General features: G+C 38.3%; 13 protein-coding genes. All 13 read left to right on the top strand.

Annotation, left to right across the window (positions count from 1 at the left end; genetic code table 11):
- The first annotated feature begins 105 nt into the window (after positions 1-105).
- Positions 106-1119 (top strand): glutaminase A, encoded by a 1014-nt coding sequence (glsA, locus tag BBI01_RS00905; RefSeq protein WP_065392811.1) that lies wholly within the window; start codon positions 106-108, stop codon positions 1117-1119.
- A gap of 730 nt (positions 1120-1849) precedes the next feature.
- A complete protein-coding gene (locus BBI01_RS00900; RefSeq protein WP_065392810.1) occupies positions 1850-2044 on the top strand; it encodes a hypothetical protein in 195 nt (64 codons plus the stop codon).
- 68 nt (positions 2045-2112) lie between these two features.
- On the top strand, positions 2113-9153 hold the full coding sequence (locus BBI01_RS00895) for a type I polyketide synthase (protein WP_065392809.1): 7041 nt from the start codon (positions 2113-2115) through the stop codon (positions 9151-9153).
- Between the two features lie 19 nt (positions 9154-9172).
- Positions 9173-13438 (top strand): type I polyketide synthase, encoded by a 4266-nt coding sequence (locus tag BBI01_RS00890; RefSeq protein WP_065392808.1) that lies wholly within the window; start codon positions 9173-9175, stop codon positions 13436-13438.
- The gene (locus BBI01_RS00885) at positions 13426-13725 is read left to right on the top strand and encodes an acyl carrier protein (RefSeq protein WP_002977699.1); all 300 of its coding nucleotides are present in this window, start codon (positions 13426-13428) and stop codon (positions 13723-13725) included. Before BBI01_RS00890 ends, BBI01_RS00885 begins: the two co-directional genes overlap by 13 nt.
- Positions 13716-14498, top strand: coding sequence for an alpha/beta fold hydrolase (locus BBI01_RS00880; RefSeq protein ID WP_065392807.1), 783 nt, complete (start codon positions 13716-13718; stop codon positions 14496-14498). Before BBI01_RS00885 ends, BBI01_RS00880 begins: the two co-directional genes overlap by 10 nt.
- Positions 14491-16893: a glycosyltransferase gene (locus BBI01_RS00875; protein ID WP_065392806.1), complete on the top strand. Its 2403-nt coding sequence runs from the start codon at positions 14491-14493 to the stop codon at positions 16891-16893. The genes BBI01_RS00880 and BBI01_RS00875 overlap by 8 nt, the downstream gene beginning before the upstream one ends.
- A gap of 3 nt (positions 16894-16896) precedes the next feature.
- Positions 16897-18180, top strand: coding sequence for a condensation domain-containing protein (locus BBI01_RS00870; RefSeq protein WP_065392805.1), 1284 nt, complete (start codon positions 16897-16899; stop codon positions 18178-18180).
- Positions 18177-19427, top strand: coding sequence for a condensation domain-containing protein (locus tag BBI01_RS00865; RefSeq protein WP_065392804.1), 1251 nt, complete (start codon positions 18177-18179; stop codon positions 19425-19427). Before BBI01_RS00870 ends, BBI01_RS00865 begins: the two co-directional genes overlap by 4 nt.
- Positions 19424-19957: a hypothetical protein gene (locus BBI01_RS00860; protein WP_065392803.1), complete on the top strand. Its 534-nt coding sequence runs from the start codon at positions 19424-19426 to the stop codon at positions 19955-19957. The genes BBI01_RS00865 and BBI01_RS00860 overlap by 4 nt, the downstream gene beginning before the upstream one ends.
- 186 nt (positions 19958-20143) lie before the next feature.
- The gene (gene hsdR / locus BBI01_RS00855; RefSeq protein WP_065392802.1) at positions 20144-23362 is read left to right on the top strand and encodes a type I restriction-modification system endonuclease; all 3219 of its coding nucleotides are present in this window, start codon (positions 20144-20146) and stop codon (positions 23360-23362) included.
- 9 nt (positions 23363-23371) lie between these two features.
- Positions 23372-24832: a class I SAM-dependent DNA methyltransferase gene (locus tag BBI01_RS00850; protein ID WP_065392801.1), complete on the top strand. Its 1461-nt coding sequence runs from the start codon at positions 23372-23374 to the stop codon at positions 24830-24832.
- On the top strand, positions 24829-26148 hold the full coding sequence (locus BBI01_RS00845) for a restriction endonuclease subunit S (RefSeq protein ID WP_065392800.1): 1320 nt from the start codon (positions 24829-24831) through the stop codon (positions 26146-26148). Before BBI01_RS00850 ends, BBI01_RS00845 begins: the two co-directional genes overlap by 4 nt.
- The last annotated feature ends 59 nt before the right edge of the window (positions 26149-26207 follow it).

The following is a 26207-nucleotide window of genomic DNA, read 5'->3' as shown; positions in this document are numbered from 1 at the left end:
GAGCCCTCCTACCTGAATCTCGAACAAACCTTGCATAAAAAATGAAATACCTTATCTTTGTTTTTTCGAGACTTACATTTAAACTTTTATTCGAAAATATTCTACATGAAAAAAAACAGCATTTTATTTTCTGCAAAAGGAATCCTTATAGCCGGGTTTTTGTCCCTGAACACCGTAATGCATGCTCAAAAAACAGCAGACACTTCTACCATCTCAGAGAAAACCTTAAGTAATATTCTGGAAAAAAACAGAACCTATTCTTCCCAAGGGAAAGTAGCAGATTACATTCCTGAACTTGGCAAAATGGATGCAAAAGCTATTGCCTTTTCAGTAGTAGATCAAAATGGCAAAGTATTCAATACAGGTGATGTGAGCAAAAAGTTCACCATGCAGAGTATTTCCAAGATAATCGCGTTAATGGTTGCCGTTAATGAAAAAGGTGAAGCCAATGTTTTCGATAAAATGGGATACTTCGGTTCCGACAGACCTTTCAATCATTTTTCCAATCTTGAAACAACAGGAAAACCACTTAATCCAATGATGAATGCGGGAGCTATCCTTACAACATCCTTGATTTCCGGAGAAGGAGAAAAACCATTTTTAAAAGTCCTGGATATGGTTCGCTATATCACTAAAAATCCTACAATTGATTACAGTAAATCCGTATATGAATCTGAGAAATCTACGGGACACCGTAACCGTGGAATGTTTTACATTATGAAAAACAGTGGATTGATTTCAGGAAACGAAGATCAATTAGACAATTATTTTAAACAATGCTCCATCGAACTAACCACTGAGGATTTAGCTAAAATCGGTTATTTCTTTGCCAATCAATGCGTTCGTTATGATGGTGATTCAAAATATAAAAACGCAGACCTTGCCAAGCTAATAGAATCTCAAATGCTGACTGCAGGAATGTACGAATTCAGTGGAGAATACTCAAGAACCGTAGGTCTACCAAGCAAATCCGGTGTAGGCGGTGGGATTACCGTAAGTGTTCCGGGAAAAATAGGTATTGGAGTATTCAGCCCGGCATTGGACCAACATGGGAACTCTTTAGCTGGTTATCACATGATTTTAGATTTAGTAAAACAGTATAATTTAAGCATTTTCTAGTCACAAAACTTTCATTAAACAGAAGAAAGAACATTTTTCACTCTTCTTTTTTTGATTACAATACAGAAAAGGTAGCTCTAATTTGAGTTACCTTTTTTCATTTTCACCCAAATAATTCACAAACTGTTTACAATATATTTATCTGAGTAAAAAAATAATCAAAAATCTTCACTTTTTTTCAAGATAACACAACTAACCACTTACTTATTGATACAAAAACAAGACCTATTAATACAATAGACTAAATCCATTAAGATTAAAATTATCATTTCCTTAATCAAACCGATCAAATAAGTCACAAATCGCATCATTTTTTTTTCCCTCTATTCTATTACAATTCAATTTAATGCGACATAATTCAGGATTTTTTACACATTTCACAAAGCTTGTTTTTGTAGATTTCATCGACTTCTCCGAATGTTATTATTATGTAACATATAAAAAAACAAATCTCTACTTTTTGAAATATTTTATTTTTTATTTATATCTTTGCTTGACGTTCCTTTAATTATAATTATTTATATTTTGTGATTACTGTAATCGTACCGGCTTGTTTATAAGAATAAGTAATAAAACTATGTATTTTAATAGCATTTGAACAATTAATATTTTTGTGTTAAAAAATCATTATCAAATTGTATTTATGGTTGAAAATATATTATAATTTTATTATTTTTATTCACTCATAATTGATAATTACTCTTTATCCCTACAGGATTAAAGATAATTTATGAGACAATATATTATTTTCAATACTATAGATGAAATGAAAAACTTGACCAATGTAAGGCTAACGCCTTTTAAAAAGCCGAAAATCAACCTTACCCACAATCACTTCTGGGTTGATAGTTCATTATTACAAAATAATCATCAAAAAGACTTTATTTTTAAAGATACAACAAGAACCAATTTTATTTGTTCATAATAAACATCGCTCTATACGTCAAAGAGTTAAATGTTTGTTATGTAACTTTTTACTAACATATCAACGCCATGAAAAACTTAACTATTATCGGACTAACGCCTTTTGAAAGGCCGGATGTCAATCTTATGCCTAAGATGCATCAGGCGGGTATATTTCCTGTTCTGAGCTTAGGGTATGAATTGGCAACTGCCGAAGAAGCCTTAAGTCAAATTGACCAATTCGATATACCTTCTTATGGTATTCACATTTCTAATGAACATTTTTTGGCAATTCAATTTCCCGAGAATGTGAAATTTGTAATTCTGCCATTCGGTGTATCAATCAATCAGAATTCTTCTCTGGATATTATCTATCAGGTTACCAGTTTAGAAGAAGCAAGACAAGCTGAACAAGCAGGAGCAAAAGGGATTATCATCAAAGGAAATGAAGCCGGAGGAAAAATCGGATACGAGTCTACTTTTGTATTGTTTCAACGTATTATCAAGGAAATCAAGAACATCCCTGTATGGGTGCAAGGAGGAATAGGACTTCACACCGCAGCAGCTTTAAAAGCATTAGGTGCAGCAGGAGTTATTCTGGATAGTCAACTTGCTTTATTTCTTGAAAGCTCTGTTCCACAAGACATTAAGGATCTATCCTCAAAGCTGAACGGAACAGAAACCAAAATCATTGCCAATCACCGTGTATTAGTAAGACCTAACTCACCTGCGTTACCTGAGGATGTGAAAGCAGAGGTTCTTCAACAGTATTTTACAAATCTTGATATTAGCAAGAGCTACATCCCAATGGGACAAGACATCTCATTAGCTGTAGATTTGTATGAAGAGTTCAGAACTCTGAAAAAGCTTGCATTTGGACTTAAAGAAGCAATGCATGGGCACCTGAAACAGGCAAAAGCCCTTCAGGTGATCGATCAGAACAATCCATTAGCACAGGAACTTGGGCTTACTTATCCAATCGCACAGGGACCTATGACCCGTGTAAGTGATGTTCCCGGATTTGCCAATGCAGTAGCAAAAGCAGGAGCCTTACCTTTTGTTGCTCTATCCTTATTGAAAGGAAACTCAGCAAAGTCTTTAGTAATGGAAACCAAGGAGTTGGCAGGTAACAAAACATGGGGAGTAGGAATTTTAGGATTTGCCCCTCAGGAATTAAGAGATGAACAAACCTCTTACATTCTTGAAGCTCAGCCACCAGTAGTTTTAATTGCTGGAGGAAGACCGGCACAGGCTAAAGTATTTGAAAAAGCAGGAATAAAGACATTCTTACATGTTCCATCTCCTGCCCTATTGGACATTTTCCTTAAAGAAGGTGCCAAAAGCTTTATTTTCGAAGGTCGTGAATGTGGTGGACACGTTGGTCCGTTATCCAGCATGGTTCTTTGGGAAAAACAAATTGAAAGAATATTAAAAGAAGACCATCCGGAAAATATCAGTGTATTTTTTGCGGGTGGAATCCATAATGATTTCTCAACTGCATTCGTTTCCATCATGGCTGCTCCATTAGCTGCCAGAGGAGTGAAAGTGGGTGTTTTGATGGGAACTGCTTATCTGTACACTCAGGAAGCTGTACAGACCGGAGCTATTCAGGAAGAGTTCCAGCTACAGGCGATGCAGGCTAAAGATACTGTTTTATTGGAAACAGCTCCAGGCCATGAAACCCGTTGTTTAAATACTTCATTTGCCAACCACTTCAATACCGAGAAAGCTAAACTTTTAGCTGCCGGAACTGATAAAAAAGTAGTTTGGGAGCAATTGGAAAAATTAAACGTAGGCCGTTTAAGAATTGCAGCTAAAGGAATTGAACGCCAAGGAGATCAGTTAGTCAACATTCCTAAAGACGATCAATTGGATCTTGGAATGTACATGATTGGGCAGATCGCCACGATGCAAAACAAGGTGCTTACGCTTGAAGAGCTTCATCAAAACGTTAGTATCAACAACTACGAATACATCCAAAACGCTGAATTAGCAGAACTGCCAACATCCAGCGAAAAACCATTGGATATCGCTATCGTAGGAATGGAATGTATTTTCCCTGGTGCTAAAAACCTGGATGAGTTCTGGAGAAATATCATCCTTGGAAAAGACAGCGTTACTGAAGTTCCGGACGAAAGATGGAATAAAGAGCTTTATTATAAACCAGATTCAGACGAAGCAGACGTATCTCACTCAAAATGGGGTGGTTTTATTCCAAAAATTGATTTTGATCCATTAGCATTCGGTATTCCGCCACAATCTCTGGCTGCTATTGAGCCTACACAATTGCTTACTTTATTAGTAGCAAAACGTGCGATGGAAGATGCTGGATATGGTGAAAAACATATTAATAGAGAAAACATTTCTGTAATTATCGGAGCTGAAGGCGGTAACGACCTTGCCAACAGCTATAGTTTCAGAGGGTATTATAAACAAGTCTTCGGAGAACTTCACGAAGAAGTAAAAGAAGCTTTTCCACATACTACAGAAGATTCATTCCCAGGTATTTTGGCGAATGTGATCGCAGGTAGGATTACGAATCGTCTGGATTTGGGTGGAAGAAACTTTACTGTAGATGCAGCTTGTGCTTCATCTTTAGCTGCCTTAGATTTAGCTTGTCAGGAACTTGTGTTAGGAAAATCCGATATGGTTCTTGCCGGAGGTGCAGATTTACATAACGGAATCAACGATTACCTGATGTTCTCCAGTACGCATGCCCTTTCCAGAAAAGGAAGATGTGCTACATTTGACAGTGAAGCAGACGGAATTGCCCTTGGAGAAGGAATCGCGATCCTTGTTCTAAAAAGATATGAAGATGCGATCAACGATGGTGACCGTATTTACTCTGTAATTAAAGGAGTTGGCGGATCCAGTGATGGTAAAGCCCTTGGATTGACTGCTCCTAGAAAAGTAGGTCAGGTAAGAGCATTAGAACGCGCTTATACTCAAGCAGGAATCAGTGCAGCAGCAGTAGGATTGGTAGAAGCTCACGGTACAGGAACTGTTGTTGGAGACAAAACAGAATTAAGTGCTTTAACCAACTTATTCAGCCGTTCAGGTGCATTACCGGGACAAACGCATCTAGGTTCTGTGAAAACTCAGATCGGACATACTAAATGTGCCGCAGGATTAGCAGGTTTAATCAAAGCTTCTCTTGCTGTTTACCATGGTGTGAAACCTCCTACCCTTCACCTTAAGAATCCGAACGCTTATTATAACGCACAAACCAGCCCATTCTCTTTCCATGCGGAAACGGGGTTATGGACTGAGAAAAACAGATATGCGGGAATCAGTGCTTTTGGATTTGGAGGAACAAACTTCCACACAGTCATTGCGAACCATCCGAAAAAAGATGACTCAATTGCAATGCAGTCTTGGCCTTCAGAATTATTTGTATTCCGTGGGGATACTTATGAAGAAGCAAAAGGACAATCAAGCCAGATCAAAACATTATTGGAAATCAATGATGAGATTCCATTAAAAGATATTGCTTACAGCTTAAGCATCAATTCAGAAAAGCCAATTCAGTTCAGTATTGTAGCTGATACTGCGGTAGACCTGATGATGAAGATTGAGTTAGTATTGCTAGGGATAGAGACTAAAGATACTTTCACTGTCAGTAAAAAAGAAGGTAAGGTAGCCTTTACATTCCCTGGACAAGGAAGTCAGAGAATCAATATGGCTCGTGATCTATTCGTAGTCTTCCCGGCTATGCGTCAGATTATCGATAACTATCCTGAGCTTGAAAAAGTGGTTTTCCCTTCTACAACATTCAATGAAGCGGATTTAAAGCAACAGAAAGAAACCATTAAAGATACCCGTTTAGCACAACCACTTTTAGGAATTGTTGATCTTGCATTGGCTAAATTCTTAGAATCATTAGGAATCATTCCTGATATGCTTGCTGGTCACAGCTATGGTGAATTACCAGCTTTATGTTTCTCAGGGGTATTTGCAGAAGATCAATTAGTTGATTTAAGTATCCGTAGAGCTCAATCTATTCTAAACTCAGTAGAAGATGGTGATCCGGGTTCTATGTTAGCTGCAAGTGCTACTCACGAACGTTTACAACCGATTATTGCTAGGGTTGAAGGATGCTATCCGGTTAACTTCAACTCGCCTACTCAATGTGTTATCGCTGGAAGTACGGAAGCTATCAATAAATTGCTGGAAGTACTTAAACAAGAAGGTATTTCTGCTAAAAAACTAGAAGTGGCATGCGCATTCCACAGCCCGTTATTGGCAAAATCTAAAGGTTTATATGCTGATGTATTAAAAGACGTTCCTTTCCAGGAAATGCAGATCCCTGTATGGTCTAATACCACAGCAAACGTATATCCTTCGAATCCTTCTGACATCAAAGAAAGATTGACTGACCACTTGGTACAGCCTGTGAGATTCGTAGAACAGATGCAGGCGATGTATAACGATGGAGCGAGAATATTCATCGAGGTAGGACCAGGAAAAGTCCTTACAGGATTGGCAAAATCATGTCTTGAAAAAGACCAGTTGACTTTATATGTTGAAGACAGCAGCCGTAATAAATTCACTCATTTATTGTGCATGTTAGCACAGTATTTAGGAACAGGACGCAGCTTTAACATTGAGAAACTTTTCGATGGTCGTTTCGTTCAGATTGTTGACATTAATCAACCTGAATTGTACAAGAAAAGCCCTGCCATCTGGCGTGTTAACGGACAAGCTGCACATCCGACAACAGGTTCATTACCTGCTAATGGTGCACTCCCTATTATAAATCCTATTCCCATGAACAATTTTACCAATCATAATACGCAAGCTCCTGCACCGGAAGGTCTATCTACGGCAGAACGTATGCTGCAGGAATATTTAAACAGTATGAAACTAATGATACAGGCACAACGTGATGTGATGCTTTCCTTTATGGGACAGAATCCTCAGGTGAACCCTATGCCTGTTTACAATACTCCAATGCCAGCTCCTGCACCTGAACGTACCATTCCGGTACAAGCAGTTCAGCAGGAAAGAACTGTTGCAGTGGCTGCTACTGCTGTTGCCGTAAAAGCAGCTCCAAAAAGAGATATAAAAGCTTTATTACTACAGGTTGTAAGTGATAAAACTGGGTACCCGCAAGAAATGCTGGGTATGGAAATGGACCTTGAAGCTGATTTAAGTATCGATTCTATTAAAAGAGTGGAAATTATCGGTACACTTCGCAGTGAATTAGGCACACTAGCCAATGGTAATACCAATGAAGATATGGTGATGGAACAATTGGCAGCCATCAAAACGTTAAGCGGATTAGTATCATGGCTTACTGAATTCTCAGGAACTGAAACAACAACCGCTACTGAAAAAAACGGAACAGCTACTGAAGCGACTTCAGCACCACAGGCTAAGTCTGCATTATCATTAGAAGACCTTCAAAACGGTATTTTAAATATCGTAAGTGAGAAAACAGGATATCCGAAAGAAATGCTAGGTTTAGACTTAGATTTAGAAGCAGATCTTAGTATCGATTCCATCAAACGTATGGAGATCATTGCAGATCTTAAAAACAAGATCGGTTTCGGAGAAAATCTTGAGCAGGCGGATGATGTAATGGAGAAATTAGCAGCTATTAAAACCCTTCGTGGATTGGCAAGCTGGATCAGTGAAATGAGCGGTGACACTACCGAAACAAAAAACGAAGTAAAGAAAGTTAATACTCCTGAAGCTACGAATAATGTTTTATCTCGTCTTCGTTTTGACATCACGCCTACAGATGCTTCTTCAGTACAAAATACAGATATTCTGCAAGGAAAACGTTTCGCTATCACTCAGGATGACAGCCAACAAACCTCAGCTATCAAAAACGAATTGGAAAAACACGGAGCTATTGTAGAATTGGTAGAGGCAGACAAAGATCTTTCCAATGTTGACGGATTAATCATGCTGGACCTGTTCTCAGCAACCGATAAACCAAGCATTATTGATCATGTTGATTTAATTAAAAAACTGGATTTTGATAAAGCGAAATGGGTATACTTAATCTCCGATATTGCGGCTCATATCCAGAAAGTAACTGATGTAAGTGTTTTACGTCATCATCAAGGGTATCCTGGACTTTTCAAAAGTTTAGCTAGAGAATTTGATCACACCACTTGCAGATTCATCAGCTTAAGTACTCCTCAGGAAGTAGATCAGATTGCTGATATTACTCTAAAGGAAATTTTAACCAACGATAAACCTGCTGAAGTTATTTACAAAAACGAGCAAAGACATAAGGTAGACATTATCCCTTCCCCGTTGTCAACAAGTTTAAATGAAGCTCACATTCAGTTGGATCAAAAATCAGTAGTATTGGTACTTGGTGGTGCACAGGGAATCACTGCAGAACTGGTGAAACACATGTCTCAGGCATATCCATGTACTTATATTTTAGTAGGAAGATCAGCAGACCCAAGAAATGAAGTTTCTGCAAAAGAATTCGAAGGAATGAAGACTAAGGAAGAAATCAGAGCTTATTTGATTAAATCCGGAAAATTCACTTCTCCTGCTGAGATTGAAAAAGAGACCACAAAAATTTATAAAAACAATCAAATCCTACGCACCATCCGTGATATGGAAGCGCTTGGAAACACAATTATTTATCAGTCTTTAGATCTTTGTGACGAAGAAGGATTAAGCAATTTAATCAGCAGTATTTATGAAAAATACAGCCGTTTAGATGGAGTAATCCACGGAGCAGGTCTTTTAGAAGATAAATTATTCAAACAAAAAACGACCTCTTCTTTCGGACGTGTATTCGATACCAAAGTAAAACCACTTAGAGTATTGGCTGAACAACTTCGTACAGACTGCCAGTTCGTTGTGTTATTCTCAAGTATTGCATCCGTATACGGTAACAAAGGTCAGACAGATTATGCTGCGGCAAACAGTGTATTGGATGATTACGCTAACGCTCTGAATAAAAGATTAAAAGGAAAAGTAATCTCCATCAACTGGGGACCTTGGAAAGGAGCAGGAATGGTTTCTTCCACCCTTGAATCTGAATACGAACGTAGAGGTATTTCCATGATTCCATTGGATGAAGGAAAAGAAATCTTCCTTAACGAAATAAAATACGGAACTGAAAGCCAGGTGCTTATCATGTCAGGAAATAATTGGTAACCCTCTGTATACACTAAGCATGAAAAAAACAGATGTTGCTGTAGTTGGACTATCCTGCGTCTTTCCCGGGGCGCAGGATGCCCAAACTTTTTGGCAGAATATTGTCAATAAAGTAGATTCTACCCAATCCGCCCCAGCTGATAGGATAGATCCGGTGCATTTTAGCGATGCCACCAACCCTCTCGATCGTTTCTATTGCAAACGAGGCGGGTTTATTCCTGATTATGAGTTTAATCCTACCACTTTTGGTATTTTACCCCTTGCGGTGGAAGGAACAGAACCTGATCATTTACTGACCCTTGATTTAGTTCAGAAAGCTTTAGAGGATGCCGGAGTATTTCAAAAGAATACTTCCCTTGAAAAGACCGGAATTGTCATTGGGAAAGGAAATTATACAGGACCGGGAGCTACCCGTGCCATTGAAATTGTAAGAACCGGAGAACAGATTTCCTCTTTATTGCAGGAATTGCTGCCTCAGGTATCTTCTGCTGATATTGAAAAAGTAAAACATGCTTTCCAGGAACGCAAAGGACGTTTCGCAGCCGATACTGCCATGGGATTAATTCCCAATCTGGTAGCTTCATTGGTTGCCAATCGTTTTGATCTTGGAGGCGTTGCTTTTACCGTTGATGCTGCCTGTGCCAGTGCTTTAATTGCCGTAGATCACGCCGTACAGGAACTTCAGAGAGGTCGTTCCGATATGATGATCGCCGGAGGAGTTCACACCGGACAAAACGCTGCTTTCTGGAGTATTTTTGCTCAATTAGGAGCAATGTCCCGCCAAGAACAGATCAAACCGTTCAGTATGGATGCTGATGGATTACTGATTGGGGAAGGCTGTGGTTTCGTCGTGCTAAAACGATTGGAAGACGCCGTTCGAGATCAGGATAAAATCTATGCAGTGATTAAAGGTGTGGGCGTAAGCAGTGACGGTAACGGAACCAGCGTAATGAGCCCATCCATAAAAGGTCAGTTGAAAGCTTTAGAACAAGCCTGGATCAATGCTGATCTGGATAAAAATAAAGTAGGCTATCTTGAAGCTCATGGAACCGGAACTCCGCTTGGAGATAAAACAGAACTTCAGACCTTAGCACAGTTCTTTGGAAAAGAAGAAGCTGCCCCGGTAGCAGGAATTGGTTCTGTAAAGTCCAATATCGGACATGCCATGCCGGCTGCCGGAATTGCAGGACTAATTAAAACCTGTCTGGCTTTACATCATGATACTTTACCGCCAACATTGTACTGTGAGAATCCTACTGCTGACATGCAGAACACAAGATTTGAACCGGTACAGGAAGCTAAAAACTGGTCAAAAACCGGATTACCAAAAGTAGCCGCGGTAAACGCTTTCGGATTTGGAGGAATCAATGCTCACGTTGTTCTTGAAGGCTATGATATGCCTAAAAAAGACAAAGTATTGCTATTGGCAAGACCGACTCATGCAGAATTGGTTTCTGCATTACAAAATAACGATACCACTTTAGGAGAAGGAGATTTCAGAGTAGCGATATTCGATCCAACTCCTGCAAGAGTAGAAAAAGCCCTTAAAATTGTTTCTAAAAACCTGATCTGGAAAAATAAACAGGACATTTGGTACACTTCTACCCCATTGTTAAAAGATGGCGGTAAAGTAGCCTTTGTATTCCCTGGTTTAGATGGTCTGGCAAAAGGTGAAGTAGACAGCGTTAGCCGTTATTTCGGATTAACAGCGCCTATAGAAACTGAAGGTGAAGGTCTTTTAACCGATGCTTTAAACATCTTCAACAACTGTAGCATCCTTGATAATTCATTGAAAAAACTGGGAATCATTCCGGACATGAATGCAGGACACAGTTTAGGAGAATGGCTGGCAGGATATTCCTCAGAATTAGCAGAAGCCAATTCTGTAAAATCTTTAATTGATGTATTGAATCCTGAAACTTTTGAATTAAAAGATTCTAAATTCATTGCCATCGGAGCCGGAATTGATGTGGTACAGCCTTTTATTACTGAAATTTCAGACCTATATATTTCTAATGACAACTGCCCTAACCAGGTGATTCTTTGTGGCAGCAATGCCGCATTGGATGAATTGGTTCCGTTATTAAAATCAAAACAGATCTTCCATCAGGTACTGCCGTTCCAGTCTGGATTCCACTCTCCTTTTATTGCTGATAAACTGGATGTAATTCTTGCCGGAATGGAAAAAGCACAGTTCCAGAAAACGAAGATTCCGTTATGGTCTGCAACGACTTTAGAACCTTATCCTGCAGATCAGACAGCGATCAGAAAACTGAGTGCCGAGCATTTGGTAGAGCCTGTTCGTTTCCGTGAACTGACAGATAAATTATATGAAGAAGGCGCCAGAGTATTCATTCAGGTGGGTACCGGTGGTCTGATCGGATTTATTGATGATACCTTGAAAGGAAAAGCATTTAGTACGATTCCTTCTAGCGTTCCTGCCCGTTCTGCATTGGCACAACTACAACGTGTTGTCGCTTCGTTATTTGTAGAAGGGAAAACAATTGCTCTTGACTTCCTGGAAGTTCAGCAGCAATCAAAAAAAGTATCAGGAAAAGGCATTAAACTGGAATTAGGATCACCTATTATCCGAAACTTTAAAGAAGTAAAAGCCTTAGCTCAAGCCTTTGAAACACCAAAACAATACACCGCCTCAGCTTCAGCCATAACTGCTAAAAGTGGTCATCCGCTGGTACAGGCATTCCAGGACAATGTTAATGATATGATCCGTATGCAGGAAGAAGTTATTACTTTATTCCAGAACCGTCCGGAGATTACGATTCCACGTCCTGCTCAGGTGGCTCCTGTAGCACAATATGCTGCTCCACAAGCACCGAGAAGTACAACCTTCACAAAAGATCTGTACGTAACGCTGGAAAGTCATCCGTATCTGATCGATCACAGCTTATTGAGACAGCCTAAAGGATGGGCTCATGTAGCCGATATGGAACCGGTTATTCCGATGACCATGATCTTTGAACAGCTTGCAGAAATTGCAGAAGCAGAAATCCCGGGAACATTGGTTCATAAAATCATGAACGTAAGTGTATTCCAATGGATGAACGTAGCACAACCTTTTGAGAAAACCGTAAAAGGACAATGGCGTGGTGAAAATCATGCGTATCTGGATATTGAGAACTTCGCCAATGCAGAAGTTACCTTAAAATCTGGCCCGATTCCTACTCCAACCTTCAATCTTTCCATTGGTGATCTTTTACCCATTGAAAGAACTCCTGAAGAAATCTACGACATGCACATGTTCCATGGTGACAAATACCAGGGAATTACTGAAGTTTCAGCGGTTGGAACCAAAGGAATCATAGGAAAGATCAAAGGAAATGGTGGAAAAGGATCTCTACTGGACAATGCCGGACAGTTATTTGGGCTTTGGTTACAGCTTACTTTAGTGAAAGACCGTATCGCTTTCCCGGTGAAGATCAGGGATATTGAATTCTTCGGAGATATGCACGATCAGGATGGTATTTTTGAATGCACTTGTATGCAGACTGAACTTAATGATGAGTTTGCCATCGCAAATATTATCCTGAAAAGAGACGGAAAAGTATGGTGTGCCATCACAGGCTGGCAGAACAGAAGACTGGAAATTGATGCCGCATTATGGAATGTTTCCATGTCGCCATTGCACAACCGACTTTCTGAAGAGATTGCTCCGGAAGTATTTTTCTTCCACCAGGCTTATACCAGAGTCGCTTCATGGGATTTTATCCTGAAAAGATATTTCAACCAAACGGAAAAACAACATCATCTGCAATTATTACCCAACAAGAAGAAAAACTGGATGGTAAGCCGTGTAGCCGTGAAAGATGCCGTGAGAAACCTTCTCCGTCAGGAAAAAAATCACGCCTGCTTCCCGATCACCTTTGAAATCCGTTCCGATGAAGTGGGAAAACCTTACCTCATCAGTGATTTTACAGAAGACATTCATATTTCACTCGCTCACAAAGGAAAAGAAGCCGTGGGTATTGCAAGATATGGCAAATCTGTAGGAATCGATATGGAGCTTATGGAAGAACGCAGCGAAGGATTCTATGATCTGGTATTTACAGACAATGAATTAGCCTTATTAAAAGGAAAAGACCAGGCAGAATGGACGACCCGTTTCTGGGTAGCGAAGGAAGCCTACGGAAAATTCTTAGGAACCGGATTGAAAGGAAATCCAAAAGCCTTCGAAGTAGAACAAATAAAAGACGATCACTTGTGGATCAACACTATTGAAATCAAAACTATTAAACATAAAAATTATATTATCGGATGGACACTGTAAACGCAACATTAAAAATGAACCACGAAGAACTTTTTACTTTATTAAAAGGTTTTATTACTGAAGTGATAGGTGCTGAATTTGTAGAGGAGATGGACATTACTCCGGAAAGTTCATTCACCAAAGATCTTGAAATGGACAGCATTGAGATTGTCTCTTTCTCTGAAAAGATCAAGGCGCATTTTGGCGATCAGATCGACTTTACAGGTTGGTTATCTTCTATGGATCTAGACCAGCTTATTAATCTTGACCTTAGTATGATCATCAATTATATCTACGAATGCCAATAATCACTGTCAATAACAGACAAGTTCATATACAGGAACTCAATAAAGGAGCCGAACAAACCGTGGTCTTAATCCACGGTATGTTCAGTAACCTGTCCATTTATTATTTTAATATCGCCCCTATTCTGGCAAAACATTTCCATGTGGTGATGTACGATCTGAAAAGTCACGGTATGAGTGAACGCTTTTTGGATGGGTACGACCTTGAAAACATGTCATCCGATCTGATTGGTTTAATAGATCACCTTCAACTGGAAAAAGTACATCTTGTAGGCTATAGCTTCGGCGGTCTTATTGCTTTAAAAACAGCTTTAAAATACCCTGAACGTGTTAATCAGCTTGTGGTGATGGAAGCTCCGGATCCTCAGGACGAAAAAGCCCGTAATATCATTGATGAATACAGCAAGGAATTCCTTGAGCATTATGTAGCCAATTTTACAGATACTACCAAAGTACAGATGGGCAAAAGACAAATGGAAAAGAACCATCGTATGTATGAGTTTTTGTTTAATCAAACCAGCATCAAAGCAGATATGATTAAGGAAAAACATTTCCTTGGTGAAGCCGATTTCAATGGATTGACAGCTTCCACGTTATTGCTTTACGGTGCTGATTCCAACTGCAGACCTACAGGAGAATGGCTGCAGGCTCAAATCGGTTCATCCGAACTTGAATTAATCTCCGGCGATCACAATATTCCGATTCAGGAACCTCAGCTTATTGCAGAGACGATCGCTCAGTTTTTATCTAATATTTTAACGAAGAACCATGGCTAAATTTGCATTTATAGTTCCACCCTTGACAGGACATGTCAACCCTACCCTAAGCATCGGTGCTACTCTGTTGGAAAGAGGGCACGAAGTAGCCTGGATCAGCCTTGACCCTACGTTAGAGGCTAAACTTCCGGAGGGCGGAAAATTATTACTGATCCAATACGATCAGACCGACGCAGAAAAGAAAGAAAGCGAACAATATCTCGATATTATTTCCAAAAAAGTAGTCTACGGAATCGACAGCGTGAAGTTCCTTTACGAAGAGGTTCTTATTCCACTGAACAGACATTGCTATAATGGAATTGTTGCTTTATTAAAGACATACCAACCCGATTTAATCATCGGTGACCACCAGTTATTTGCCGCTCCGGTAGCAGCCAAAGTATTAGGAATTCCTTGTGCAACTTCCGTTACCGCTCCGGCTGCCATTAAAATCATGAATGAACTGCCTAAAGTTCATGAATGGGAAGTCAATCAGATCATTGATCTACAGAAAGAATTAGGCTTTGATGAAGAACGCTCTTTGGCCACTTCAGATCTTTTAACCCTTGTTTTAACCTCGAATTATTTCTTTGGAGAAATGGACAATCTGGAACCTCAATACAAATTCACTGGACCCGTTCTTACCGAGCGTCGTATCTCTTGTGAATTCGATTGGGACAGATTGAAAAATGCTACCAACAAAAAGATTTTAGTAAGTATCGGAACCACTTTCGATCACGATCATAAAAAAGCATTCTTCCAAAAAGTTGTGGATGCTTTTAAAGAGGAAGATTTAACCGTTGTGGTGGTTTCTGATCCACAGCTTTTCGAGCAATGGCCGGATAACTTTATGGTGTATCAACAGGTTCCTCAATTGGATCTGTTACCTCATCTTGATGGCGTAGTTTGCCATGGCGGTCACAATACCGTTTCTGAAACTTTATCCAACGGAATTCCTTTAGTCGTGATTCCTATTGCGTATGACCAGTCGCATGTTGCAGGACGTGTGGTGCGTACGGAAGCAGGGGAAAGACTTAATTTCAACAGATTTAAAGCCAATCATCTGAGAGAGGCAGTGCAACAAATATTAAATAACCCGAGCTATCGTGAGGCAGCTCAAAAAGTAGGACAATCTTTTATGGAAGCAGGAGGAGCATCTACAGCAGCTAATTTATTGGAAGAAGCCATCACAAAGGCTTCAAAACCAGAAAAACCATCTAAATTTCTATTCGTTGTTCCGCCGTTTTTCGGACATGTGAGCCCTACATTAAGTGTGGGAGCCAGTCTGATTGCCCGTGGCCATGAAGTAAAATGGTTCGGAATTACGCCTTTAGACAGCAAACATATTCCGGAAGGAGGTTCTTACTTCTATCCTGAAGAAGATCTTATTCCGTATCAGGAAGAAATCGCCCGTATTTTAAAAAGACAGGATGACGGACCGGCTTGTTCAGGTCCTGAAGTGATGAAATTAGCACTGGAAGAAACGTATGTTCCTTTCGCTAAAATGATGATGCCGGGATTAACCCGATTAACAGAAAGCTGGATGCCTGATGTGATCGTGAACGACTGTATCACTTTCGGAGGTGCGCTTTTCGCTCATAAACACAATATTCCTTGCGTAACGACTACCCCTGTTCCACCGGACGTGATGGGAGATACTGAAAAAAGTGCCCCTAAAATCTGGGAATGGCAGCAAAACCTCATTAAAGACCTGCAAAAAGAAGTAGGCATTCATGAGGAAGGTATTTACATCCACTCACACAAACTGAATATGGTATTTACATCACAGGCATTTGCCGGTTTTGATACCGTACCATCGCATATGAAATTCGTAGGTCCTGTAAAAGGTCGTCCGAACGATGCCCCATTTGACTGGGATAAATTAAATGCTTCTACCACTCCAAAGATCTTCGTATCGCTGGGAACGTTGTTGGTAGACATCAGAAAAGCTTTCTTTGAAAAAATTATTGCTGCATTTAAAGATCAGCCAGTAACGGTGATTGCCGCTACTCCACCGGAAATCTTTGAAGAATGGCCGGAGAACTTTATCGTGAACAGCTTTGTGCCTCAATCTGCGGTGATGCAAAGAATGGATATGGTCATTTGCCACGGAGGTTTCAATACGGTAAACGATACTTTCCGTAACGGATTACCAATGTTGATCACGCCTATCGCTTACGATCATTTCCATATTGCGAAATTAATTGAGCAGGCAGGTTGCGGAATCAGCATCCGATACAAGAGACTGCGTGTAGAAGCTCTTCGTGAAACCGTTTTTGAATTACTGGAAAATCCTAAATACAGAGCTGCTGCTCAGGAGGTTCAAAATACATTCAATCTTGCAGGAGGTAATGATAAAGCGGTAGAGTTGTTAGAAAACTTTGTACAGGAACATTCCACATTAGCGTCTGTATAGCCTATGAACCAACCTATTAAAAGAAGATTATTATTTGGTGAGCGAATGTTACTGGGAGACGGAACAGAACCGTTCAATGCGGTGATCCCTTTCAGGCTCAGAGGTACCTTTGCATTAAAGGATATCCAGCAGGCTTTGGCTCAGATCCAGCAAAAACATCCGTGGCTAAGAGCCCTTATTGCTCACGATGATCAAAATATCCCCTGGTTTGATGTTCCTGAAAATCCGATCTCCATTCCGGTGCGAATTATTGCCAGAAAAGGAGAAGATCAGTGGCAGGAAGAATCCAAAAGGGAATGGAATACTTTATTCGATCCTAAAAAATTACCTCTTATCCGGTTTGTCTGGATCAAGGGGGAAGACGTTTCTGACATGCTGTTTGCGTTCCACCATTGTTTATGCGATGGTGGTTCTGCAATGGCTTTCCTTCATGAGTTTTTAAAAGTATTGGATGATCCAAAAGCCGATATTGGGATAGAAAGCCCTATTTTAGGTATTCAGGACGTAGTTCCGGCGAATATTTTAAACAGCCGAAAGCAAAAACTAAAAGCCAAATTCATTGGAAGATTAGCGGCTACAGCCATTAAGGTTATTCCAACCGGTAAAAAATCCATTGATCGTCAAAATGATTATTTAATCAATTGGAAAGTAGATGAAACCGTAAGCCAGCAACTGATTTCCTATTGCAAAGCCAATGGCGCTACAGTAAACACGTTCTTAAGCGCTGCTTTGCTTCAGGCATTCAAAAAAGTAAAAGGAACCGGAGCTTTCAATAAAGTATCCTGTCCTGTAGACATCAGACGTTTTGCTACCCAGGTGAAGAACGATCATATTTTTGCTTTTGGATTGATGATCGTAGTTTCAGCCAATGAAAAGCTGAGCTTTATAGAAAATTTACATGCGATGCAGGCTACTGTAGAACGTAAAACCTCTAAGCTTAACCCTTATATTACCATGATGGTGATGGAATCCGGACATGATGCGTTGAATAATTTCACAAAGCTTTTAAAGAACGGTAAATCGTCTAATGACTGTATGTTTTCCAATCTGGGACGTATTCAGATTCCTCATGAGTATAAAGAATTTAGTGTAGATACTATTTTCAGTCCGTCAGTCATTGGACCATTAGGGAATACGACAACACTGGTAGTTTCTACTTACCGTGGAAAAATGGATTTTTCATTTGTAGGAAGTGAAGGATATTTACCGTATAACGATGCCCTTTCCATCCGTGATGAAATCATGCAGATCATTAAAACCCAACTGGAATATATCGCTGTATCATGATCAAAAGAAAGCTAATGATGGTGGAAAGGATCATGTATGTAGATCCCGAAACGCCCGTAAACTGCATATTTTCAGCCAAAATAAAAGGAGAACTTCCGGAGCAGAATTTTAAAACTGCTCTGGAAAAAATCCAGCAGAAACATGCGCTATTAAGAGTGGTTATAGACTCTAAAACTGAGAAATATCCCTTTTTTATAGAAGAAAAAGAGATTGCTCCTATCCCACTCCGCATTGTAGAAAGAAAAACAGACCAGGACTGGCTGACAGAGTCTCAAAAAGAATGGAAAATTTTATTTGAGGAAGAAAAAACACCGCTAGCCCGCGTAGTCTGGGTAAGGGGACAGGATGTTTCTGAAGTATTTTGGGCTATCCCACATTGCATTTCAGACGGAACCACAGGAGTGACATTAATGAAAGAGCTTCTTCAGCTTTTGGACAACCCTGCTTTGGAATTAGAACCTTATGAAGCTTTCACTTCAGTAGATGAATTTCTCCCTTCCAACTTTAATGTAAAAAGTAAAAAATTCAAAGCCAAACTTTATCTGACCTTTGCCAGATTCTTCTTTATGCTACAGCAAAAAAGCAAAAAGAGAAACCTTGGAAAAAACTATGTTCTTCACCAAAAACTGGATCCGGCAACTACGACTCAAATCACTCAAAAATGTAAAGCCAATGGCATTTCCGTACATGCTTTATTGTGTTCTGCGTTCATGCAGGCATTCCAGGAAGTAAAAGGGAAAGAAGCCAAAGGGAAAGTCATCAGTCCGGTAGATGTGCGTCATTTTATTCCGGAGATCAAAGAAGATCATTTATTTGCTTTTGCCCCAACGGTTGACCTTGCGATTAAAAAAGGAAGTTCCGACTTGTTGAACAATGCCAAGCAGATTAAAGAAGACCTCGTTCAGAAAATAGGAAAAATGGAAGCCCGCGAACTGCTGTGGATGGGTGAACAGATGCACCCGATTGTTGATCGTATGATCTCCATGCTTAAATCAAGCAATGGCGGCCATGATGTAACCCTCTCCAATATGGGCAGGATCAATATCCCGAACGATTACAAAAACTTCAGCATTGAAACCATTTTTAGTCCTACCGTAGCCTTTCCATGGCTGAACTCAAACACTTTGGTGACGAGTACGTACAACCATCAGATGGATTTTATATTTTTGTCCAACGAAGATTTTCTTCCTAAAGCGGAAGCCGCCAAAATAAAAGAGAAAGCCATAGCGCTAATGACCACCTCATGAAATTGAAATTTAAGCCGAAGCCGCCTAAAAAGCTCAAAAAAACTACCCTTAAACGCTTTCTCATCAAGCGTACGATTTATTATGTCCTTCCGAATGTATTTTTCAATTTCATCATCGCCTATGCCAGCTTCAAAGAATTAGGCTACACCCATTTTTTCTCCGGCGAACAAAATCTGGCCCGCCTTACCCTCCCCATGGCCTTATTTCTCCCCGTTGTCCTCACCATAGACATTATCAAAAGAGTAACCGATGCCGCCGGACAAGGCGCCATTGAATTTACCGTAGATGAACAGTTGAATATTAAAAAGTTGATGACCAAGCTGAGTATTCTGCATGGGGTGATTACCTGTTCTTTGGTATTAGCGATGCTTTTCTTAGGGCAATATAATTTTTCTAAGGATTATAAGTTGGATGCAACGGCGATGGCTGTTGTTGTAGGGATATTGGCAGGAGTGCTGTCTGTGGTGTTTGTGTATTTGCCGGTGTGGAGGTTGAGGAGGTGGATGTGTAGGAAGAGCATAGCTATATGAAATATACTTTATAGAAAAGTAATCATTATAATCTTGGTTCTAAGCATTTTTAATGAACTTTAGAAAAGAAGTTTCTACTTATGTTTTAAAGCCAAGATTCTTTTATTTATAGTAGGTTTTTAGTAAGTTTGTCTTTTATTAGTGATTTTTTTAAAAGACAATAACCTATACTATTAAAAACACCTAATGCCATCAAAATTTTTATTTCTAAAGGATCTTTATCCTGAGCTTTTTAATTGTGCAAGATTAGCAGAAACTTTGTATTATATAGATGCCAGTTCATCAATATCAAAATCAAGATTATTTTGTGAAAAACTGGTTGGTTTAATTGCTGGTTTTGAATCAGAAGATATTTCTCATTTAAATCAACACGATGCTATACAGTATCTGAATAATTATGAGATCTTACCTGATACAATAACTGATATTTTCCATGTAGTTAGAAAGTCAGGTAACAGAGCCTCTCATAATGGTTATAATAAATCTGATGAAGCTTTATTTATTTTAAAAAAAATATTTAGTCTGACTAAGTGGTTTTTTGAAACTTACGAAGAAGATACCATTGAAAACCTTGTCTATGAATTACCGCCCAATAAATCTGATGAGGAAATAGCCTCCTTAACAGATAAAGTTGATGAATTAACCATTCAATTAAAAAACTATGAATTAAAAATTCAATCACTGAATGTTTCAGAAAGTGGTATAAAAAAGAGAAGAGAGAAAGCTCAATTTTATGCTGATAAGATTAATCTAAGCGAGCTTGATACAAGAATCCAACTGATAGACGTTCAGTTGAGAGCTGCCGGATGGGAATGTGATACAGAAAATATTAATTACAAGAATAAAAAAACATTACCCGAAAAAGGAAAAAATAAAGCAATTGCAGAATGGCCATGCGGAGGAAAGTATGCAGATTATGCTTTATTTATTGGTACTGAACTCTACGGTTTAGTTGAGGCTAAGAAATATAATACTGATATTTCTACCAACCTTCGGCAGTCTAAAGTATACTCAGAAAATATCCATCCGCTAGCTGAAATTACTTTATTGGGGCAGTGGGATACTTATAAAGTTCCATTTCTGTATTCTACAAACGGGAAAAAATATTTAGAACAACTGAAAACTAAAAGTGGAATTTGGTTTCAGGATATAAGAAAGTCTACCAATCGTCCATATGCTTTAAAAGGCTGGTATTCACCGGAAGGTTTAAAAGAGCTATACAACAGAGACTCGGATGCAGCCAAAGAAAAACTCTTAGAAAGTGATTATGACTATTTGGCTTCTCCAAGCGGTTTAAGTCTTCGTGATTATCAGATAGAAGCTATCCAATCTGTTGAAAATAAACTGGCCGAAGATCCCTTTGATAAAAGAGCCTTACTTGTTATGGCTACCGGAACAGGGAAAACCAGAACTATCAATGGATTAATATATAGACTGATAAAAGCCAACAGATTTAAAAGAATTCTATTTTTAACAGATAGAAAGCTTCTGGCAACTCAGGCACGTGACAGTATTAAAGAAAATAAAGTTGAAGCTCAACAGTCTTTTGGTGGAATTTATCAGTTTGATGACCTCGGGACAACCATTCCGGACTCAGAATCCCGTCTCCATTTTGCCACCGTTCAGAGTATGGTAAAAAGACTCTTCTATAATGAAGGAGAGCCATTAACTGTGGACACTTATGATTGTATTATTGTTGATGAAGCACACCGTGGTTATCAATTGGATAAAGAGATGAATGAAGATGATTTTGGAATCCGAAATGAAGACGACTATGTAGCACAGTACCGTAAAGTTCTTGATTACTTTGATGCCTTTAAAATAGGAATGACTGCTACTCCAGCCCTTCATACAACAGAAATTTTTGGAGAATCTGTTTATAATTACTCTTATAGAAGAGCTGTAATAGACGGCAATCTGGTAGATCATGAACCTCCATTTAATATTAAAACTTATCTTAATACCGAAGGAATTACATGGGAAAAGGGAGAAAAACCTCAGGTATATGATGGCGAAACCGGAGAAATAACAGATTTGGATGAGCTGGAAGATGAATTGAAATTTGATGTAGAGCATTTCAATAAACAAGTTCTTAATGATAATTTCAACAGAGCTGTAGTTCAGGAGCTTGTTAAACATTTAGATCCTGAAGGTAATGAAAAAACAATCATCTTCGCAGCAAGAGACAGTCATGCAGATACCATAATCAATATGTTGGGTGAAGAGTTTGAAAAAATTGGAGTTGATGTTCATGAAAAAGCTATTCAGAAAATTACGGGTACTGTTTATGATAATGCACAATTAACCAGAGATTTCAAGAACGAAAGATATCCGAATATTGTTGTTACAGTAGACTTATTAACTACCGGAATTGATGTTCCATCTATATGTAATGTTGTATTTATGCGTCGTGTACGTTCCCGTATATTGTACGAACAAATGTTGGGAAGAGCCACACGTCTTTGCCCTGAAATAGGAAAAGAATCTTTTAAAATATTTGATGCAGTTCGTTTATATGAAGCATTAAAAGATTACACCCAGATACAAACAGTAGGAAATCCTTCTTATAGCTTCCAACAATTGGTAGAAGAAACTGAGAGAATTTCCGATGAGCAGCGTTTATATAAACAAGTTGAACAAATCATTGCAAAATTGCAACGAAAGTCCAGAAACCTAACGACTGAACAAAAAGAGCATATTTCTTATCATACAGATGGAAATACTATTGAAGGATTAATACAAACTTTGAAGAATACAGCCAGTTCTGAAATAAAAAATACAGTAGAACAATTAAGCTCACTTTGGAATTATCTTGATACAAAAGTATACAAGAAATATTCTCAATTCGTTTCTACCCATGAAGATTCTGTAATGGAAGTTACCCGTGGGTATGGAAATGCAGATAAGCCTGAAGATTATATAGAAGGTTTCAAAAAATTTCTTCAGGAAAACAGCAATACGATTACGGCAATCAATATCATTTGCAATAAACCTCAGGAGCTAGACCGTAAGTCATTAAAAGAATTAAAGTTACTTTTAGATGAAAAAGGTTTTAATGAAACTTCTCTAAATACTGCTTGGAAATCCACAAAAAATGTGGATATTGCGGCCGATATTATAGCTTATATCAGAACTCTTTCTATGGGAATTGACCTCATAACCCCTCAGGAACGTGTTCAGAGAGCCATTAGCAAGTTAAAATCAAAACATCAGTGGACTGCTGTACAATTAAGATGGATAGACCGTTTTGAAAAGCAGTTGATGGCAGAAACCATTCTTACAAAACAGGACTTAGATTTAAGACCATTTGTAGATGAAGGAGGTTTTACAAGGCTAAATAAGATATTTAATAACGAATTAGAAGAATTGATAACAGAGCTGAACAGTGAACTGTATTCAGCATAGAGATGTAAAATGAGCGCACAGGAAATAGCCAATAAACTTTGGAACTTATGTAATGTGTTGCGCGATGACGGCGTAACGTACCACCAATATCTTAACGAACTTACTTTTATCCTTTTCCTTAAATTATCTGAGGTAAAAGGATTTTCAGATCAAATCCCTGAAGAGTACAGATGGAGTAAATTTGTAGAGGAAACAGATAATGTAGAAGCTTTTAGATTATACCGTGATTTTTTAGCTAATGTAAGTAGCAAGACAGAGAGTCCATCTATCAAAGACATCTACACTAATGCCTCTACTACACTTACTAAACCTGTAAACTTCAATACTTTGGTTCAGGCTATCGATAAGCTTGATTGGTATGAAGAATCTGACCGTGACGTGATGGGAGATATCTACGAAAGTTTGTTGGAGAAAAATGCAGGAGAAAAGAAAAGTGGTGCTGGGCAATATTTCACTCCACGTCCATTAATTAATGTAATGGTAAAACTCATGGCTCCAAAATTAGGCGAAAGATGGAATGATCCTGCCTGTGGAACCTTTGGATTCATGATTTCTGCAGATCATTATCTGAAAGAAAAATACGATTACCGTTACGTTCTCTCTTCTGAAAAAATCAAATTTCAGGAAGAAGAAGCGTTTTCTGGAGTAGAACTTGTTGCAGATGCCCATCGTTTAGCTCTAATGAATGCAAGATTACACCAAATGGAAAGCAACATTCTTTTAGGTGATACATTAACCAGTTTAGGTGAAACTCTAAAAGGTTTTAATGGTGTATTAGCAAATCCTCCGTTTGGCACAAAGAAAGGAGGAGAAAAACCTACCAGAACAGACTTAAAATATATATCTAGCAATAAACAGCTTAATTTCTTACAGCATATTTACAGAAGCCTTATTACTGATGGGACTGGACGTGCTGCTGTAGTTTTACCGGATAATGTTCTGTTTGAAGATGGTGACGGACAACGCATCCGAAAAGATCTCATGGAAAAATGTAATTTGCATACTATTTTACGTTTACCAACAGGTATTTTCTATGCAGCAGGTGTAAAAACCAATGTTCTTTTCTTTACCAGAGGAAAGAAAGAAGAAAGAAATACCAAAAATGTATGGTTCTATGATATGAGAACCAATATGCCAAACTTTGGAAAAAGAACACCTTTTACAGAAAAAGCATTTGAAGATTTTATCAAAGCTTATACCGGAGGATTAACTGCTGAAAACGTAGTAAAAGAATATGAAGGAGCAATAGATGAAGAAAAAAGAAACCAGGTAAAAGACGAGCGCTGGCAATGCATTTCTCGTGAAGAAATTGCAAAGAAAAATGATTCTTTGGATTTAGGATTGATTGCAGATGAAAGTTTAACAAAATCATCCGATATAGGAGACCCATTAGATATTGCTAACGATGCTTTAAAGGAGCTTTTACTGATACAAACTGAGTTGGAAAACTTGATTAAAGAACTGAAATGATTACAGAGTTACCAAAAAATTGGATTGAAACAAATCTAGGAACTGTAACAACTAAACCACAATATGGATGGACTACAAAATCACAAAATTTTGGGGACTATAAATATTTAAGAACAACAGATATAGGTAAAGGAAATATTAAGTGGGATGAAGTTCCATTTTGTGTTGATTTACCTAAAAATCTTGATGACTATATTTTAAGCAAAAATGATATTGTCATTTCACGTGCAGGATCAATTGGATTTAGCTATTTAGTTGAAGAAATTGAATCCAATGTTTTATATGCATCATATTTAATTAGGTTTAAGCCTTTAATTTATCCTAAATTAATTTCTTATTTCCTACAATCAAATTCATATTGGAAAGCTGTATCTGATAGTGCGGTTGGAATTGCTGTAAAAAACATTAACGCCCCTAAACTACAATCAATACCTTTTCCTCTCCCTCCGTTACCAGAACAAGAACGTATTGTAGCAAAGTTAGATGCTTTATTTGCACAACATGAAGCAATGAAAAACGCATTGAAGCGTATTCCTCAATTGCTTAAAGATTTTCGTCAACAGGTTTTGAGGCAAGCAATTACTGGTAGATTGACTGAAAAATTGAGAATGGAGAAAAACACTCATAAATGGGAAGAGATTAATTTTGAGTCAATTATGATAGGTACTCCTAAAAATGGGGCATACTATCCAAGAAATCAATATGGAAGTGGTACAAAAATAATTAGGATCGACAACTTTTATGATGGTAAATTAAAAGATTGGGAAGTAGTTCAAAAAGTTGAAATTCCAGAAAAAGATAAAGAATTCTATAAACTTGAGACTGATAATATTTTGATCAATAGAGTAAACAGTATTGAATACCTTGGAAAATGTATGCTCGTTGAAAAAATACATGAAGATGCTATTTTTGAAAGTAATATGATGAGGATCATCTTAAATAAAAATAAAGTTTCCCCTCAATTTATAAAAACTTTTTTAGTAAGTCCATTAGGGTTAAAAGAGTTAAAAAAGAACGCAAAAAACGCAGTAAATCAAGCAAGTATAAATCAACAGGACATAAAAAACGTTCGAATTAATCTACCGCCGTTAAAAGAACAACAAGAAATCGTTTCTCGTGTAGAAAGTCTCTTTGCCAAAGCAGATACTATAGAAAAGTACTATAAAACTCTAAAAGAAAAAATAGATAGTCTTCCACAAGCCATTCTACACAAAGCTTTCAAAGGAGAGCTTGTACCGCAACTTCCTACGGATGGAGATGCAAAAGACCTTTTAGAAGAAATTCTAAAACTGAAAAAAGAATTGAAGAAGAAATAAAAAACATACAAAAAAAGCTCAACGAAAATGTTGAGCTTTTCAATTTATAATATCTTAAG

Origin of the sequence: Chryseobacterium artocarpi (assembly GCF_001684975.1) — a bacterium.
GTDB classification, from domain to species: domain Bacteria; phylum Bacteroidota; class Bacteroidia; order Flavobacteriales; family Weeksellaceae; genus Chryseobacterium; species Chryseobacterium artocarpi.
Note: the sequence above shows the minus strand (reverse complement) of the source record. Positions and strands in the feature narration are given on the sequence as shown.